This window comes from Delftia sp. HK171, from assembly GCF_001886655.1.
Taxonomy (GTDB): domain Bacteria; phylum Pseudomonadota; class Gammaproteobacteria; order Burkholderiales; family Burkholderiaceae_C; genus Comamonas; species Comamonas acidovorans.
Genome location: NZ_CP018101.1, coordinates 6,369,802 through 6,385,137, shown reverse-complemented (window position 1 = coordinate 6,385,137; position 15,336 = coordinate 6,369,802). Strand labels below are relative to the sequence as shown.

The 15,336-nt window shown below is 70.6% G+C and carries 14 protein-coding genes and 1 pseudogene; 12 read left to right on the top strand and 3 right to left on the bottom strand.

The window, feature by feature from the left end; all coding sequences use genetic code 11:
• Positions 1-75 precede the first annotated feature (75 nt).
• The 5 genes and pseudogenes from BO996_RS28475 (at position 76) to BO996_RS28455 (ending at position 6,379) form a co-directional block, all read left to right on the top strand.
• A pseudogene (locus BO996_RS28475) lies at positions 76-1,682 on the top strand (carboxyl transferase domain-containing protein).
• 34 nt (positions 1,683-1,716) lie between these two features.
• Positions 1,717-2,502, top strand: coding sequence for an enoyl-CoA hydratase/isomerase family protein (locus BO996_RS28470; RefSeq protein ID WP_071956983.1), 786 nt, complete (start codon positions 1,717-1,719; stop codon positions 2,500-2,502).
• Positions 2,503-2,568: 66 nt separating this feature from the next.
• Positions 2,569-3,318, top strand: coding sequence for a DUF4126 domain-containing protein (locus tag BO996_RS28465; RefSeq protein ID WP_043820273.1), 750 nt, complete (start codon positions 2,569-2,571; stop codon positions 3,316-3,318).
• Between the two features lie 51 nt (positions 3,319-3,369).
• A complete protein-coding gene (locus BO996_RS30095) occupies positions 3,370-5,388 on the top strand; it encodes an acetyl/propionyl/methylcrotonyl-CoA carboxylase subunit alpha (protein ID WP_071956982.1) in 2,019 nt (672 codons plus the stop codon).
• 70 nt (positions 5,389-5,458) lie between these two features.
• A complete protein-coding gene (locus tag BO996_RS28455) occupies positions 5,459-6,379 on the top strand; it encodes a 2-hydroxyacid dehydrogenase (RefSeq protein ID WP_071956981.1) in 921 nt (306 codons plus the stop codon).
• A gap of 9 nt (positions 6,380-6,388) precedes the next feature.
• Here BO996_RS28455 and BO996_RS28450 read toward each other — a convergent pair whose 3' ends face one another.
• From BO996_RS28450 to BO996_RS28440, 3 genes are all read right to left on the bottom strand, one after another.
• Positions 6,389-7,423, bottom strand: a complete 1,035-nt coding sequence (locus tag BO996_RS28450; protein WP_043820267.1) for a Bug family tripartite tricarboxylate transporter substrate binding protein — start codon at positions 7,421-7,423, stop codon at positions 6,389-6,391.
• 108 nt (positions 7,424-7,531) lie between these two features.
• Positions 7,532-8,413 (bottom strand): 3-keto-5-aminohexanoate cleavage protein, encoded by an 882-nt coding sequence (locus BO996_RS28445; RefSeq protein WP_071956980.1) that lies wholly within the window; start codon positions 8,411-8,413, stop codon positions 7,532-7,534.
• Positions 8,410-9,372: a 3-hydroxyacyl-CoA dehydrogenase family protein gene (locus tag BO996_RS28440; protein WP_047474196.1), complete on the bottom strand. Its 963-nt coding sequence runs from the start codon at positions 9,370-9,372 to the stop codon at positions 8,410-8,412. The genes BO996_RS28445 and BO996_RS28440 overlap by 4 nt, the downstream gene beginning before the upstream one ends.
• A 91-nt stretch (positions 9,373-9,463) precedes the next feature.
• On the opposite strand from BO996_RS28440, the gene BO996_RS28435 reads away from it, so the two are divergent.
• The 7 genes from BO996_RS28435 to BO996_RS28405 all read left to right on the top strand — a co-directional run bounded on the left by BO996_RS28435 (position 9,464) and on the right by BO996_RS28405 (position 15,334).
• Positions 9,464-10,372 carry a LysR family transcriptional regulator gene (locus BO996_RS28435; RefSeq protein WP_012207762.1) on the top strand — a complete coding sequence of 303 codons (909 nt, stop codon included), beginning with the start codon at positions 9,464-9,466 and terminating at the stop codon, positions 10,370-10,372.
• 109 nt (positions 10,373-10,481) lie between these two features.
• On the top strand, positions 10,482-11,423 hold the full coding sequence (locus BO996_RS28430) for a hydroxymethylglutaryl-CoA lyase (protein ID WP_071956979.1): 942 nt from the start codon (positions 10,482-10,484) through the stop codon (positions 11,421-11,423).
• Positions 11,424-11,425: 2 nt separating this feature from the next.
• Positions 11,426-11,929 (top strand): YbaK/EbsC family protein, encoded by a 504-nt coding sequence (locus BO996_RS28425; RefSeq protein WP_013800403.1) that lies wholly within the window; start codon positions 11,426-11,428, stop codon positions 11,927-11,929.
• Positions 11,929-12,171, top strand: a complete 243-nt coding sequence (locus tag BO996_RS28420) for a DUF1289 domain-containing protein (protein ID WP_049801477.1) — start codon at positions 11,929-11,931, stop codon at positions 12,169-12,171. The genes BO996_RS28425 and BO996_RS28420 overlap by 1 nt, the downstream gene beginning before the upstream one ends.
• Positions 12,172-12,194: 23 nt before the next feature.
• Positions 12,195-12,830 (top strand): DsbA family protein, encoded by a 636-nt coding sequence (locus BO996_RS28415; protein WP_034397380.1) that lies wholly within the window; start codon positions 12,195-12,197, stop codon positions 12,828-12,830.
• Complete coding sequence (locus tag BO996_RS28410; protein ID WP_071956978.1) at positions 12,831-14,684, top strand: DUF294 nucleotidyltransferase-like domain-containing protein; 1,854 nt, start codon at positions 12,831-12,833, stop codon at positions 14,682-14,684.
• Positions 14,681-15,334 carry a 3'-5' exonuclease gene (locus BO996_RS28405; protein WP_071956977.1) on the top strand — a complete coding sequence of 218 codons (654 nt, stop codon included), beginning with the start codon at positions 14,681-14,683 and terminating at the stop codon, positions 15,332-15,334. The genes BO996_RS28410 and BO996_RS28405 overlap by 4 nt, the downstream gene beginning before the upstream one ends.
• Positions 15,335-15,336 lie beyond the last annotated feature (2 nt).

Below are 15,336 nucleotides of genomic sequence, written 5' to 3'. Positions count from 1 at the left end.
CCGGGCCGCCGTTCTTTGCAGCACATTCGAAAAAACCAAGCGCCCGCATCGGGCAAACACAAGAAGAGGCCACACATGAGCATTCTGGGCACCCAACTCAATCCGCGTTCGGCGGACTTCCTGGCCAATGCCGCCGCCATGCGCGCCGTGGTCGAAGACCTGCAGGCCCAGGTGGCCAAGGTCGCCGAGGGCGGCGGCGAGGCCGCGCGCGCCAAGCACGTGGCGCGCGGCAAGCTGCTGCCGCGCGACCGCGTGGCCATGCTGCTGGACCCGGGCACGCCCTTTCTGGAGATCGCGCCGCTGGCCGCGCTCAACATGTACCGCAACGATGCGCCCGGCGCGGGCCTGATCGCCGGCATCGGGCGCGTCAGCGGCGTGGACTGCATGATCGTGTGCAACGACGCCACGGTGAAGGGCGGCACCTACTACCCGATGACGGTGAAGAAGCACCTGCGCGCCCAGGAGATCGCCGCGCAGAACCGGCTGCCCTGCATCTACCTGGTGGACTCGGGCGGCGCCAACCTGCCCAACCAGGACGATGTGTTTCCCGACCGCGAGCACTTCGGCCGCATCTTCTTCAACCAGGCCAACATGAGCGCCGAGGGCATTGCCCAGATCGCCGTGGTCATGGGCTCGTGCACGGCCGGCGGCGCCTATGTGCCGGCCATGAGCGACGAGTCCATCATCGTCAAGAACCAGGGCACCATCTTCCTGGGCGGCCCGCCGCTGGTGAAGGCCGCCACGGGCGAGGTGGTCAGCGCCGAGGACCTGGGCGGCGGCGACGTGCACACGCGCCTGTCGGGCGTGGCCGACCACCTGGCCCACAACGACACCCACGCGCTGGCGCTGGCGCGCCAGTCCGTGGCCAACCTCAACCATGCCAAGCAGCCGGCGGCTGGCGACCTGCCCCCGAGGCGCCGCTGTTCGACGGCGGCGAGCTGTACGGCGTGATCCCCGTGGACACGCGCAAGCCCTTCGATGTGCGCGAGATCATCGCCCGCGTGGTGGACGGCAGCCGCTTCGACGAGTTCAAGGCCCGCTTCGGCGCCACCCTGGTCTGCGGCTTTGCGCGCATCGAGGGCATGCAGGTGGGCATCATCGCCAACAACGGCATCCTGTTCAGCGAATCGGCGGTCAAGGGCGCGCACTTCATCGAGCTGTGCTGCCAGCGCAAGATCCCGCTGGTCTTCCTGCAGAACATCACGGGCTTCATGGTGGGCCGCAAGTACGAGAACGAAGGCATTGCCCGCCACGGCGCCAAGCTGGTCACGGCCGTGGCCACGGCGGCCGTGCCGAAGTTCACCATCATCATCGGCGGCTCCTTCGGCGCGGGCAACTACGGCATGTGCGGCCGCGCCTACTCGCCGCGCTTCCTGTGGATGTGGCCCAACGCGCGCATCTCGGTCATGGGCGGCGAGCAGGCGGCCAGCGTGCTGGCCACCGTCAAGCGCGACGGCATCGAGGCCAAGGGCGGCCAGTGGACGGCCGAGGAGGAAGAGGCCTTCAAGGCCCCCATCCGCCAGCAGTACGAGGATCAGGGCCACCCCTATTACGCGACGGCGCGCCTGTGGGACGATGGCGTCATCGACCCCGCCGACACGCGCCGCGTGCTGGCGCTGGGCCTGGCGGCCACGCGCAACGCTCCCATAGAGGACACGCGCTTCGGCGTGTTCCGCATGTGACGGCGGCCCCTCTTTCCTTGCAGCGAGGTACTTCATGAAAACCACCGCACTGACCCTCGAATTCCAGGGCCCCCTGGCCACCATCACGCTGACCCAGCCCGAAGTGCGCAATGCCTTCAGCGACGAGGTCATCGCCGACATCACCCAGGCCTTCCACTCCGTGGGCAAGCGTAGCGACGTGCGCGCCGTGGTGCTGGCCGCCGAGGGTCCGGCCTTTTGCGCAGGCGCCAACCTCAACTGGATGCGCCGCATGGCCGACTACTCGCGCGACGAGAACCGCGAGGACGCCGGCCTGCTGGCCGAAATGCTGCGCGTGATCTACGAATGCCCGCAGCCCACCATCGCGCGCGTGCAGGGCGATGTCTATGCGGGCGGCATGGGCCTGGTCGCTGCCTGCGACATGGCCGTGGCCGCCGAGGGCGCGGGCTTTTGCCTGTCCGAGGTGAAGATCGGCCTCATCCCCGCCACCATCAGCCCCTACGTGATCCGCGCCATGGGCGCGCGCGCCGCCCACCGCTACTTCCTGACCGGTGAGCGCTTCGACGCGGCCGAGGCGCTGCGCATCGGCTTCGTGCACCGCGTGGTGGTGGCAGACGAGCTGGACAACGCCGTGGACGGCCTGCTCAAGCACCTGGTCAGCGCCGGTCCCGCCGCCGCCCGCGCCTGCAAGCGCCTGGTGATCGACGTGGCCGAGCGCGAGATCAACGAGCAGCTGATCGCCGCCACCGTCGAAGGCATTGCCGACATCCGCGCCAGCGCCGAGGGCAAGGAGGGCGTGCAGGCCTTCCTGCAAAAGCGCAAGCCGGCCTGGCTGGCCTGACACGCGCGGGCTGCCCATTCATCGCGCCACCACCGAGCAACGCCGAGCCAACGCCGAGCCAACACCATGAGCACCCTGACCGACTCCCTCGTCCAGTGGCTGCAGTCCGTGGGCCTGTACCCGGGCCCGGCCGTGCACCACACGGTCAGCGAGGCGGCTGGCGAAGTGGCCGAGCGCGTGGGCCAGGCCACCAGCGGCATGGACATGGCTGGCCTGCTGGCGCTGGCCGCCGCACTGGGCTGGGCCAGCGGCTTTAGGCTCTACGCCGTGGTCTTCGTGACCGGGTTGCTGGGGGCGCTGGGCTGGGTGGCGCTGCCTGGCGGGCTGCATGTGCTGGAGCATCCGGCCCTGCTGTTCGCCAGCGGCGCGCTGCTGTTCGTGGAGTTCTTCGCCGACAAGATCCCCGGCGTGGACTCGGTCTGGGACCTGCTGCAAAGCGTGATCCGCATCCCGGCGGGCGCGGCGCTGGCGGCCGGCGTCTTCGGTGCGGACAGCGCGACCATGGCCACCATGGCGGCCCTGATGGGCGGCTCGCTGGCGCTGTCCAGCCAGGTGGCCAAGAGCACGGCGCGCGCGGCCATCAACACTTCGCCGGAGCCGTTTTCCAACGTGGGCGCGAGCCTGGTGGAGGACGGTGCCTCGGTGGGCGCGATCTGGCTGGCGCTCACGCATCCGCTGGCCTTCGCCGCCGTGCTGCTGGTCGTGGTCATCGCCCTGTGGCTGCTGACCTGGGCGCTGTGGCGCTTTCTCAAGGCCGTGGTGCAGCGCCTGCGCTCGCTGTTGGGCGGGTCTCCCGCGATGAATCAAAAACCATAGCCGCCGGTCGCCGAATGACCGGGGCTGCAGAGAAAACACTGGAGATAACGCATGTTCAAGAAGATCCTGATCGCCAACCGCGGTGAAATCGCCTGCCGCGTCGCGGCTTCCGCCCGCCGCATGGGCGTGCGCACCGTGGCCGTGTACTCGGACGCCGATGCCCGCGCCAAGCATGTGCAGGCCTGCGACGAGGCCGTGCACATCGGCGGCAGCGCGCCCAAGGACAGCTATCTGCGCTGGGAGCGCATCCTGGAGGCCGCCAAGGCCACGGGCGCCCAGGCCATCCACCCCGGCTACGGCTTTCTCAGCGAGAACGAGGAATTCGCCCAGGCCTGCGCCGATGCCGGCCTGGTCTTCATCGGCCCGCCGCCCTCGGCCATCCGCGCCATGGGCCTGAAGGCAGCCTCCAAGCAGCTCATGGAAAAGGCCGGCGTGCCCCTGGTGCCCGGCTACCACGGGGCCGACCAGGACCCGCAGCTGCTGCAGCGCGAGGCCGACCGCATCGGCTACCCGGTGCTGATCAAGGCCAGCGCGGGCGGCGGCGGCAAGGGCATGCGCCTGGTCGAGCGCAGCGAGGACTTCGCCGCCGCCCTGGCCAGCTGCCAGCGCGAGGCCATCAACAGCTTCGGCGACGACGCCGTGCTGGTCGAGAAATACGTGCTGCGCCCGCGCCACATCGAAATCCAGGTCTTTGGCGACACCCAGGGCAACTGCGTCTACCTGTTCGAGCGCGACTGCTCGGTGCAGCGCCGCCACCAGAAGGTGCTGGAGGAGTCCCCCGCGCCCGGCATGACGCCCGCGCTGCGCCAGAAGATGGGCGAGGCCGCCGTGGCCGCCGCCCAGGCCGTGAACTACGTGGGCGCGGGCACGGTGGAATTCATCGTCGAGCAGCCCGGCGGCTACGACCAGCCCGAGGCCATGAAGTTCTACTTCATGGAGATGAACACCCGCCTGCAGGTCGAGCACCCGGTGACCGAGGCCATCACGGGCGAGGACCTGGTGGACTGGCAGCTGCGCGTGGCCAGCGGCCTGCCCCTGCCCAAGCGCCAGGACGAGCTGCGCATCACCGGCCATGCCATCGAGGCGCGCATCTGCGCAGAGAACCCCGACAACGGCTTCCTGCCCGCCACCGGCACCCTGCACGTCTATCGCAAGCCCGACTGCGCCAGCTTCCGTGTCGGCGACGTGCGCGTGGACGACGGCGTGCGCGAGGGCGATGCCATCAGCCCCTTCTACGACTCCATGATCGCCAAGCTCATCGTGCATGGCGACACACGCGAACAGGCGCTGGCGCGGCTTGATGCCGCCCTGGCCGAGACACGCATCGTGGGCCTGGCCACCAATGTGCAGTTCCTGCGCCTGGTCATCGCCAGCGATGCCTTTGCAACCGCCAAATTGGACACGGCGCTGATCGAGCGCGAGAAGCAGCATCTGTTCCACCAGCAGCGCCTGCCGCAGGCCCAGGCCGTGGCCGCCGCCGTGGCCCAGGTGCTGCAGGCCGAGCGCGCGCAGGAAACCGCCGACCCCTTCAGCCGCCGCGACGGCTGGCGCTCGCACGGCGTGGCCGAGCGGCGCTGGGACTTCCGCCAGGGCGAGGCCGCCGTGCCCGCGCGCCTGCGCTACCTGCATGACGGCGCGCTGCAACTGGCCGTGGGCGAGGGCGAGTCCCTCGCCGAGGGCATGCTGTCCTGGCAACAGGCCGGGGACGGCGCCTTCGACGTGCAGTTCGCGGGCCAGCGCCTGCGCGCCCAGGTCCACGTGCTGGGCGAGCAATGCCATGTGTTCGCTCCCCAGGGCGCAGCCGTGCTGGGCCTGGCCGATCCGCTGGCCCATGCGGGCGAGGTGCAGTCCGAAGGCGGCCGCCTGACGGCGCCCATGCCGGGCAAGGTGGTCTCCTTTGCCGTCAAGGCCGGCGACAAGGTCAGCAAGGGCCAGCCGCTGGCCGTGATGGAGGCCATGAAGATGGAGCACACCATCGCCGCGCCCGGCGACGGCGTGGTGGCCGAGCTGCTGTATGCGCCCGGCGACCAGGTGACCGAAGGCTCCGAGCTGCTGCGCCTGGAAAGCTGAGCCCGCAGGCAAGGCAGTTTTGCGCAAAAGTCGCGCGTGGGCGTCGCCAGGCCGTTAGGCTTGTCCACCTATGCGAGTGACTTTCTGCTGCGAAGACACCAGGCCCGACGCCTGGCTGCAAGGACTGCGCGCGGCCCTGCCGGGCGCCGAGGTGGACATCTGGTCGCCGGGCGCGCCGCAGGCCGACTACGCCCTGGTCTGGGCGCCACCCCAGCGCTTCATCGACGAGCAGCCGGGCCTCAAGGCCGTGTTCAACATCGGCGCCGGCGTCGATGCGCTGCTGCCGCTGCGCCTGCCGGCCGACCTTCCCGTCTACCGCCTGGAGGACGCCGGCATGGCCGTGCAGATGGCCGAATATGTCTGCCAGGCCGTGATCCGCTTCTTCCGGGGCCTGGACGGCTACGAGGCCGACATGGCCGCCGGCCTGTGGCAGCACCGGCCCAATCCCCGGCGTGCCGACTACCCCGTGGGCGTCATGGGGCTGGGCCGCATGGGCGAGCGCGTGGCGCGCGCGCTGACGGTGTTCGATTTCCCCGTCAACGGATGGAGCCGTACGCCGCATGCCATCGACGGCGTGCGTGGCTTCTGCGGCCCGCAGGACTTCGACGCCTTTCTGCGTGCCACCCGCATCCTCGTCAACCTGCTGCCGCTGACACCCGAGACCGACAGCATCATCGACGCGCGCAGCCTCGCCCTGCTGCAGCCGGGCGCCTATGTCATCAACGTGGGACGCGGCGGCCATGTGGCGGACGAGGACCTCATCGCCGCCATCGACGGGGGCCATGTGTCCGGCGCGTTGCTCGACGTGTTCCGCACCGAGCCGCTGCCCGACGGCCATGCCTTCTGGCGGCATCCGCGCATCACGCTCACGCCCCACACCTCGGCGCGCACCCTGGCGCGCGACAGCGTGGAGCAGATCGTGGGCAAGGTCGCGGCGCTGAGCCGGGGCGAGGCCGTGAGCGGCCGCGTGGACCTGCGGCGCGGCTACTGACGGGCGCGCTCAGTCCAGCGTCACGCCGGTGCTGCGCACCAGGGCACCCAGGCGCTGGGAGTCGCTCTTGATCAAGGCGCCGAATTCGGCCGCCGTGCCGCCCACGGCCGGCGTGCCTATGGCCTCCCAGCGCGTGCGAAAGGCCGGGTCCTTGAAGATGGCGTTGACCGTGGCATTGAGTTTGTCGATGGCGGCGGGCGGCGTGCCCGCGCGCACGGCAATGCCATGCCAGCCCGTGATCTGGTAGCCGGGTACGCCGGCCTGGGCCATGGTGGGCACGTCGGGCAGCACCTTGGTGCGCTCGGCCGAGGTGACGGCCAGCGGGATCAGGCGCCCGCCCTGGATGTGCTGCAGCGAGCTGCCCACGATGTCGAACATCACGCCCACCTGGCCGCCGATCAGGTCGTTGAGTGCCGGTCCTGCACCCCGGTAGGGCACATGGCCCAGCTTGACCTGCTCCATGGAGTTGAACAGCTCGCCCGCCAGGTGCTGGGGCGTGCCATTGCCGGCCGAGGCAAAGCTCAGTGTCTTGCCTGTTTTGGCCAGGGCCAGCAGCTCGGCCACGGTCTTGACGCCCAGCGAGGGATGGACCTCCAGCACCAGCGGGAAGGCCGACAGCTGCACCACGGGCTCCAGGTCCTTGAGCGGGTTGAAGGGCATGCTCTTGTACAGCGAGGAATTCACGGCCATGGGGCCGCTGGCGGCCAGCAGCAGGGTGTGGCCGTCGGCCGGTGCCTGGCGGGCCACCTCGGCGCTGCCCAGGTTGCCGCCCGCGCCGCTCTTGTTCTCCACGATGACGGTCACGCCCAGGCGCTGCTGCAGCTCGGGCTGCAGCATGCGTGCCATCAGGTCGGTGGGGCCGCCGGGCGGGTAGGGCACGACGAAGCGGATGGTCTTGCTGGGGAACGCCGGCGACGGGGTCTGGGCCGAGGCCTGGCCCGCCAGGCCCAGGGCCATGAAGGCCAGGGGAAGCGCCGTGAATGCGGTGGCTGCCTTGATTTTGGCGATGGCGTCACGCCGCGTGCCGTGGGTGGGCTGTTGCATGGTTGTGTCTCCTGCCTGTGGTTGGAATGGAAGGCCCGTCTTGTGCGGGCTCATGGGCCTATCGGCTTAACGGCTTATGGGCTTATGGGCCTGTAAGGCGCCTGGTGCTCAGCCCGGCGTGAAGCGCCGGCGTATGTCGTCGGCCGTGGCCAGGGGGCGGCTCAGCGCCTGGGCGGACACCACGGCCTGGCGGACCAGGGCGGCGTTGTCGGGCGCGGTGTGGCCGTCCCGCGTCAGCAGGTTGTTCTCGAAGCCCACGCGCGCATGGCCGCCGAAGGCGGCGGCTGCCGCGATGCAGGTGTTTTCCGTGGCGCCGAAGGCGCACACGGCCCAGGGCTCGCCGCCGTCATGTGCCGCAAGAAAGGGCAGCAGGTCCTGCGGCCGCGAGGTCTGGCCCGCGCTGTAGCGGCCCAGCACGAAGAGCAGGAACCAGGGCGCCTCGGGCACCACGCCCTGGGCGCGCAGCGCCTGCCAGCGGCGCAGGTCGGCCACGTCGTAGAGGATGACCTGCACCATGACCTGGTCGCGCACCAGGCCCGTGAAAAAGTGCGCCAGTCCCGCATCGCCGATCTCGGGCTGGTCGATCTCGCGCAGGCCGATGGAGACGGCCTCGGGCCGCAGCGCCTGCACCATGGCGATCTGCTCGGGTGCGCGGTAGACGCCCGCGGCCTCGCTGGTGATCTGCACCACCATGTCCGTGCCCACGGCCTCGCGCACCACGCGCCAGGCTTCGCGGTAGCCGTCCACATCCAGGCTGTGGCGTCCCTGGGCGTCGCGGATGTGCATGTGGATCATCGCCGCGCCGGCATCCAGGCAGGCGCGTGCCGTGGCGGCCAGCGCCTGCGGTGTGATCGGCAGGGCTCGGTGGTCGGCCGGCTGCTTGTAGGCGCCGTTGGGGGCCACGGTGACGATCAGCGGGTCGCTCCACTGCGAGGTGGGTGACGTGGGCGATGTGGGCGACGCGGTTGACGTGGGGGCCGGCGTGCTCATGGCGTGTCCTGTGCCTGCTCCGGCACCGGCAGCTCGCTGGCCAGCAGGGCCAGGCCCTGGCGCAGCAGCGCGTCGTAGCGGGCACGCTCGGCCAGGCGGCGGTCCTCGGGCCAGTCGAAGAAGCCCTTGCCGGTCTTCATGCCCAGATCGCCACGCGCCACGCGATCGCGCAGGGCCTGGGCCGGCACATCGGTGTTGGACAGCGTGGGGTACATGGTGGCGGCGGCTGCGCAATGCACCTCGATGCCCGCATGGTCGCGCTGCAGCACGGGGCCGGCCGCCAGGAAGCGGAAGCCGAAGCCGAAGCGCACGGCGGCATCCACATCCTCGGGCGAGGCAATGCCCTCGTCGATGAGGGCGAAGGCCTCGCGCGACAGCGCATGCTGCATGCGGTTGGCCAGAAAGCCGGGCTTGTCCTTCTTCACCAGCACCGGCACGCTGCCGCAGCCGCGCATGAAGGCGTGCAGCCACTGGCCCAGGGCCGGATCGCTGCGCTCGCCCAGCACCACTTCCACCAGCGGCACCAAATGGGCGGGCATGAAGAAGTGCAGGCCCAGCATGCGCTGCGCCGTGGGCAGGCCGCTGGCGATGGCGCTGATGGGAAAGCCAGAGCTGTTGCTGGCCAGCACGGCGTCGGCCGGCGCATGCGCCTCAAGTTCGGCGAACAGCGCCTGCTTGGCATCCAGCCGCTCGGTGATGCATTCCACCACCAGGGCCACGCCGTCCCAGGCGACATCCTCCAGCGCCGCGCAGACCGAGACCTGGGACGCGCACCGGGCAAAGCCGGCCGTGGCCAGCTCGATGGCAATGTGCTGCAGCAGCAGCTCGCGCCGTGCCGCGCCGGGGTCGACCACGGTCACCAGGGCGCCGCCCCGGGCCAGGACCACGGCCACATCGGCACCCATGGTGCCTCCCCCGACGACCACCGTGCGCGCGTTGCGCGGCGAACTGCTGTGCATGCTGTCTCCTGCTGATTTCATGGATTTGAGGCGCAGTCTAGGCAGCCGTCATTGAACGGTAAAGACGCATTTTTCGATAAACTGATCGGCCATGAAGATCAATTGGTCGGCCCGCGAGGTCGATGTCTTTCTGGCGCTGGCCGATTCGCTGAGCTTTCGGCGCACGGCGCTGCAGATGCACCTGTCGCAGTCGGCCGTCTCGGGCACGCTGGCGCGGCTGGAAGAGATGCTGGGCGCGCGCCTGTTCGAGCGCACCACGCGCGCCGTGGAACTGACCCAGGCCGGCGAGGTCTTCGCCGAGCAGGCGCGCATCCTGCGCCACCAGATGGACGAGACCGTGCGCCGCGTGCAGGAGGTGGCCCAGGTGCAGGTGGGCCGGCTGGCGCTGGCGGCCCTGCCTTCGCTGGCCGCGGGCCTGCTGCCCCGCGTGCTGGCGCGCTTCGCGGCCGAGCATCCGGGCGTGCACCTGGAGCTGTTCGACAGCCTGGCCGGGCCGGCCTTCGACATGGTGCGCGCGGGCCGCGTGGACTTTGCGCTCACGGCGGCCAACCCCGCCTATGCCGACCTGGACTACCTGCCCCTGGCCTCCGACCGCTTCGTGCTGCTGCTGGGCCGCGGCCATGCGCTGGCGCGCGGGCGCGGCGATCTGGGCTGGGCCGACGTGGCCCATCTGCCCCACATCTCCATGCCGGCCGGCACCAGCGTGCGGCAGTACGCCGACGAGGCCCTGCTGACCCACGGCATACGCTTTGCGCCCCAGTACGCCGTGGAGCACCTGGCCACCATCGCGGCCATGGTGGCCGCCGATCTGGGCGTGAGCGCGCTGCCGCTGCTGGCCGCGCAGGTGGTGCAGCGGCCGGAAGTGGTGGCGCGCCCGCTGGCACGGCCGGTGCTGCGCCGCCCCATCGGCCTGGTGCGCCTGAGCGGCCGCCGCCTGTCGCCGGCTGCCGCGCGCATGGTGGAGATGCTGCGCGAGGAAATGGCGGCCCTGCCGGGCTGAAGGGGGCGCTGGCAGCCGTTGTGCATGGCCCGGCAGGATATGGGGTGGTGCCCGGGCCTGCAAGCCTGGACAATAGGGGCCGTACCCGTCATCCCGGTGAGAACACCCCATGAGCATTCCTTCCCGCGTCAAACTCGTCGATGTAGGCCCCCGCGACGGCCTGCAGAATGAAAAACAGCCCGTGCCCGCCGCCGTCAAGATCGAGCTGGTGCACCGCCTGCAGGAAGCCGGCCTCAAGGAAATCGAGGTCACCAGCTACGTTAGCCCCAAATGGGTGCCGCAGATGGCCGACAACGCCGAAGTCATGGCCGGCATCGTCCGCCGCCCCGGCGTGCGCTACAGCGTGCTCACGCCCAACATGAAGGGCCTGGAGGCCGCGCTGTCGGCGCCGCGCGAACTGTGGCCCGACGAGATCGTGGTCTTCGGCGCAGCCAGCGAGGCCTTCAGCCAGAAGAACATCAACTGCTCCATTGCCGAAAGCATCGAGCGCTTCGCTCCCGTGGCCGAGGCCGCACGCGCCCAGGGCATCTACGTGCGCGGCGCCATGAGCTGCACCGTGGGCTGCCCCTACGAAGGCGAGATCGCCCCCGAGCGCGTGGCCTACCTGGCCGGCCTCATGAAGGGCATCGGCGTGCAGCATGTGGGCGTGGCCGACACCATCGGCGTGGGTACGCCCGTCAAGGTGCGCAAGGCTATCGAGGCCACGCTGCAGCACTTCGCCATCGACGATGTCTCGGGCCACTTCCACGACACCTACGGCCAGGCCGTGTCCAACACGCTGGCCGCGCTGTCGCTGGGCGTGTGGCAGTTCGACACCTCGGTGGCGGGCCTGGGCGGCTGCCCCTACGCCAAGGGCGCCACGGGCAACGTGGCCACGGAGGACGTGGTCTACATGCTGCAGGGCATGGGCATCGAGACCGGCATCGACCTGGACAAGCTGATTGACGCCGGCCAGTTCATCAGCGACCACCTGGGCCGCCCCACGCAGTCGCGCGTGGCCAAGGCACTGCTGACCAAGCGCGCCAGCGCGGTTGCATGCGAGGCGGTGTGAGCATGTGCGGATCTGAACTCCACCATCTTCCCGAAGGCGTGCAGCGCGTGGCGGCCTTCCTGCAGCAGGCCGGCCACGGCGATGGCCCGCGCATGCTGGACGGCGCCGCGCGCACGGCCCAGGAAGCGGCCGACCAGCTGGGCATCCTCGTGGGCCAGGTGGCCAAGAGCATCATCTTCCGCCGCCGCAGCGACGGCGTGGCCGTGCTGGTCGTGGCCTCGGGCGACCGCCGCGTGGACGAGAAGAAGGTCGCGGCCCTGGTCGGCCCCGTGGGCCGTGCCGATGCCGACTTCGTCAAGGCGCAGACGGGCTTTTCCATCGGCGGCGTCAGCCCCGTGGCCCATGCCAACACGCCCGTGACCCTGGTGGACAGGGAACTGCAGCGTTTCGACACGGTCTGGGCGGCAGCAGGCCATCCGCATGCGGTGTTCGCGGCCACGCCGGCCGCGCTGCAACTGCTGGCCGGCGCGCCCTGGGCCGACGTGGTGCAGGAGGTGGCGGCATGATGGGCCCCAAGGAAATGCTGGCCCAGAAGGCCCGCGCCGCATACGCTCCGCGTGCCGAAGAGGAGCCCGTGCTCTCGCCCTGCATCTCGGTCTGCCGCATGACGCCCGACCGCAGCCATTGCGAAGGGTGCTTTCGCACCATCGACGAGATCCGCGCCTGGTCCAAGTCCGACGCGCCGCAGCGCCTGGCCATCTGGAACGCGCTGCTGGAGCGCGCAGGCATCGCGGCCACCGCACCCTAGATTCCCATCACGACGCACCCGCCATGAAGCAGATCACCTTCCATCTCGACTTCATCTCGCCCTATGCCTGGCTGGCGTTCGCGCAACTGCCGCAGGCGCTGCAGGGCATCAGCCACCACATGCAGTACCGCCCCGTGCTGCTGGGCGCGCTGCTGCAGCGCCACGCCAACCCGGGACCGGCCGGCATCGCGGGCAAGCGCGAATGGACCTACCGCCATGTGAGCTGGCTGGGCCATGCCACGGGCGTGGGGCTGGACATGCCGGCCCGCCACCCGTTCAACCCGCTGCCGCTGCTGCGCCTGGCGCTGGAGTGCAGCGATGACGGCACCATCAACCGCTTTGTGGCGGACGCCGTGCTGCGCCATGTCTGGCTGGGCGGCGCCGACGCGCTGGACCCCGCGCGGCTCGATGCACTGCGCGCCACGCTGGCGCCGCAGCTGCGCACGGATGCGGCGGACAACGCCAAGCGCCTGCTGCGAGAGAACACCGACGCCGCCGCCGCGCAAGGCCTGTTCGGCGTGCCGGCCTGGGAGGTCGATGGCCGCCTCTTCTGGGGCCTGGACAGCCTGCCCATGCTGCGCGCCTACCTGGAAGGCGACAGCTGGTTCGACAGCGGCTGGGACGCGGCTGCAAGCGTGGAGCAAGGCCTGAAGGTTTGAATGGCGGGGCTGGAACAACGGCCCCGCCCCATGCCCAACGCCTTCAACTTCGCCGCCTCGCCCTTCGACTGCCTCACGCCCGACGAACAGGCGCTGGTGCGCGATGGCGTGGACATCGCCTACTTCCCCGAGGGCGCCGTGGTGCTGGACGCCGGCTCGGCGCCCACCCACCTGTTCGTCATCATCAAGGGCCATGTGGTGCAGACCGAGGGCGACGAGGTGCTGGCCAGCTACGGCCCCGACGACAGCTTCGACGGCCGCGCCCTGGTGGCCGGCCGCACGGGCAGCCGCTTCACCGTGGCCGAGGAGCTCATCGCCTACCAGCTTGCGCGCGAAACCGTGGGCGAGCTGATCGCGCGCAACACGGCCTTTGGAGCCCTGCTGTTCTCCGACCTGGGCCACAAGCTGGGCACATTGGCCCAGCGCGCCGACCGGCACGAATTGCAGTCGCTGACGCTGGCGCGCGTGGACCAGGCCTATCTGCGTGCCGCCCATGTGGTGGATGCGGCCACCGACATCGTCTCCGTGGTGCGCCTGTTCCATGCAGAGCGCACAACCTGCGTGCTGGTCTCGGGACTGCCGCAGGGCGGCCTGGGCATCTTCACGGGCACCACGCTGCAGCGCGCCATCCTTGACGGCCGCCCGCTGGACCGGCTGGCCGTGGGCGAGTTCGCCAGCCAGCCCGTGTTCACCGTGCGCGCCGACGACCAGCTGGGCGATGCCCTGGTCGTGCTGCTGCGTGCGCGCGTGCACCGGCTGGCCGTGCTCGATGCACAGGGCCAGGTGCTGGGCATCCTGGAGGCGCTGGACCTGTTCAGCTTCCTGGCCAACCACTCCCACCTGATCACCGTGCAGATCGAGCAGGCCACCGACCTGCAGGCGCTGGAGCAGGCCGCCGCCCAGATCACGCGCCTGGTGGCCGCCCTGCACCGGGGCGGCACGCGGGTGGCCCTGATGGCGCGGCTGGTGCAGCAGCTCAATGCCCGCCTGTTCGAGCGTGCCTGGCAGATGCTGGCGCCGCCGGACCTGGTGGCCCACAGCTGCCTCTTCGTCATGGGCAGCGAGGGGCGCGGCGAGCAATTGCTCAAGACCGACCAGGACAACGGCCTGCTGCTGCGCGACGGCTATGCGCCGCCCCAGGACCTCGATGCCATCTGCGCGCGCTTTTCCGCGCAGCTGCAGCGCTTTGGCTACCCCGAATGCCCGGGCGGCATCATGCTCAGCAATCCGCAATGGCGCGGCACGGTGGCCAGCTTCGGCAGGCAGGTGCGCGAATGGCTGATCCTGCCCGGCCCCGAGGGCCTCATGCACCTGGCGATCTTCCTGGACGCCCATGCCGTGGCGGGCGATGCCGCGCTGCTGGCCACGGTGCGGCGCGACCTGATGGCGCTGGCCCTGGACAGCGATGCCCAGGTGGCGCGCTTCGCCTCGGCCGTCGACGCCTTCGCGCACGAGCCGGGCAGCTGGTGGGAGCGGCTGCTGGGGCGCGGCGGCGAGGGCGCGCCCGTGCACCTCAAGAAGGCCGGCATCTTTCCCATCGTGCATGGCGTGCGCAGCCTGGCGCTGTCCCAGCGCATCGCCGCCACCGGCACGGCCGAGCGCATCGCGGCCCTGGTGGACAAGGGCGTGCTCGACGGCGCCCAGGGCCAGGAGCTGCTCCAGGGCCTGCATTTCCTCATGGGCCTGCGCCTGCAGGCGGGACTGGCCGAGATCGACCTGGGCCGCCCCGTCACCGGCCATGTGGACCCGGCTCGCCTGAGCAGCCTGGAGCGCGACCTGCTCAAGGACACGCTGGCCGTGGTGCGGCGCTTCCGCGAACTGCTGCGCCAGCGCCTGCGGCTGGACGCCGTATGAGCGCGGCGCCCTTGCAGCGCTGGGTGGCGGGCCTGCGGCGCAACTGGCAGCGGCGCAGGCTGGCGGACCCCACCTATGCCTTTCTCTTCGACGCGCCGCCGCCCGGCGAATGGGTGGCACTGGACTGCGAGACCACGGGCCTGGATGTGCGCTGCGACGAGATCATCTCCATCGGCGCCGTGCGCATCGTGGGCGAGCGCATCCTGTCCAGCGAACGCCTGGAACTGCTGGTGCGCCCCTCGCGCAGCGTGCCCGGCGACAGCGTGCGCATCCACCGCCTGCGCGAGCGGGACCTGGCCCGGGGCCTGGCCATCGAGGACGCGCTGGCGCAGCTGCTGCGCTTCATCGGCAGCCGCCCGCTGGTCGGCTACTACCTGGAATTCGACGTGGCCATGATCGAGCGCGTGCTGCGCCCCTGGCTGGGCACGGGCCTGCCCAACGAGCGCATCGAGGTCTCGGCCCTGTACTACGACCACCGCTTCCGGCAACTGCTGCCCTGGCAGCAGCAGGCGCCCGAGATCGACCTGCGCTTTGCCACGCTGATGGCCGACCTGGGCCTGCCGCAGCGCGAGGCCCACGACGCGCTCAACGACGCCGTGATGGCGGCGCTGGCCTTCATCAAGCTGCGCAGGCTGGCCGGCGCGACGTAGGG

Bases quoted from the DNA above. Each gene is read 5' to 3' on its own strand.
- BO996_RS28405 (WP_071956977.1), top strand. From the start codon at position 14,681: ATGAGCGCGGCGCCCTTGCAGCGCTGGGTGGCGGGCCTGCGGCGCAAC.
- BO996_RS28435 (WP_012207762.1), top strand. From the start codon at position 9,464: ATGAAGATCAATTGGTCGGCCCGCGAGGTCGATGTCTTTCTGGCGCTG.
- BO996_RS28415 (WP_034397380.1), top strand. From the start codon at position 12,195: ATGAAGCAGATCACCTTCCATCTCGACTTCATCTCGCCCTATGCCTGG.
- BO996_RS28420 (WP_049801477.1), top strand. From the start codon at position 11,929: ATGGGCCCCAAGGAAATGCTGGCCCAGAAGGCCCGCGCCGCATACGCT.
- BO996_RS28425 (WP_013800403.1), top strand. From the start codon at position 11,426: ATGTGCGGATCTGAACTCCACCATCTTCCCGAAGGCGTGCAGCGCGTG.
- BO996_RS28445 (WP_071956980.1), bottom strand. From the start codon at position 8,413: ATGAGCACGCCGGCCCCCACGTCAACCGCGTCGCCCACATCGCCCACG.
- BO996_RS28410 (WP_071956978.1), top strand. From the start codon at position 12,831: ATGGCGGGGCTGGAACAACGGCCCCGCCCCATGCCCAACGCCTTCAAC.
- BO996_RS28470 (WP_071956983.1), top strand. From the start codon at position 1,717: ATGAAAACCACCGCACTGACCCTCGAATTCCAGGGCCCCCTGGCCACC.
- BO996_RS28430 (WP_071956979.1), top strand. From the start codon at position 10,482: ATGAGCATTCCTTCCCGCGTCAAACTCGTCGATGTAGGCCCCCGCGAC.
- BO996_RS28450 (WP_043820267.1), bottom strand. From the start codon at position 7,423: ATGCAACAGCCCACCCACGGCACGCGGCGTGACGCCATCGCCAAAATC.
- BO996_RS28455 (WP_071956981.1), top strand. From the start codon at position 5,459: ATGCGAGTGACTTTCTGCTGCGAAGACACCAGGCCCGACGCCTGGCTG.
- BO996_RS28440 (WP_047474196.1), bottom strand. From the start codon at position 9,372: ATGCACAGCAGTTCGCCGCGCAACGCGCGCACGGTGGTCGTCGGGGGA.
- BO996_RS30095 (WP_071956982.1), top strand. From the start codon at position 3,370: ATGTTCAAGAAGATCCTGATCGCCAACCGCGGTGAAATCGCCTGCCGC.
- BO996_RS28465 (WP_043820273.1), top strand. From the start codon at position 2,569: ATGAGCACCCTGACCGACTCCCTCGTCCAGTGGCTGCAGTCCGTGGGC.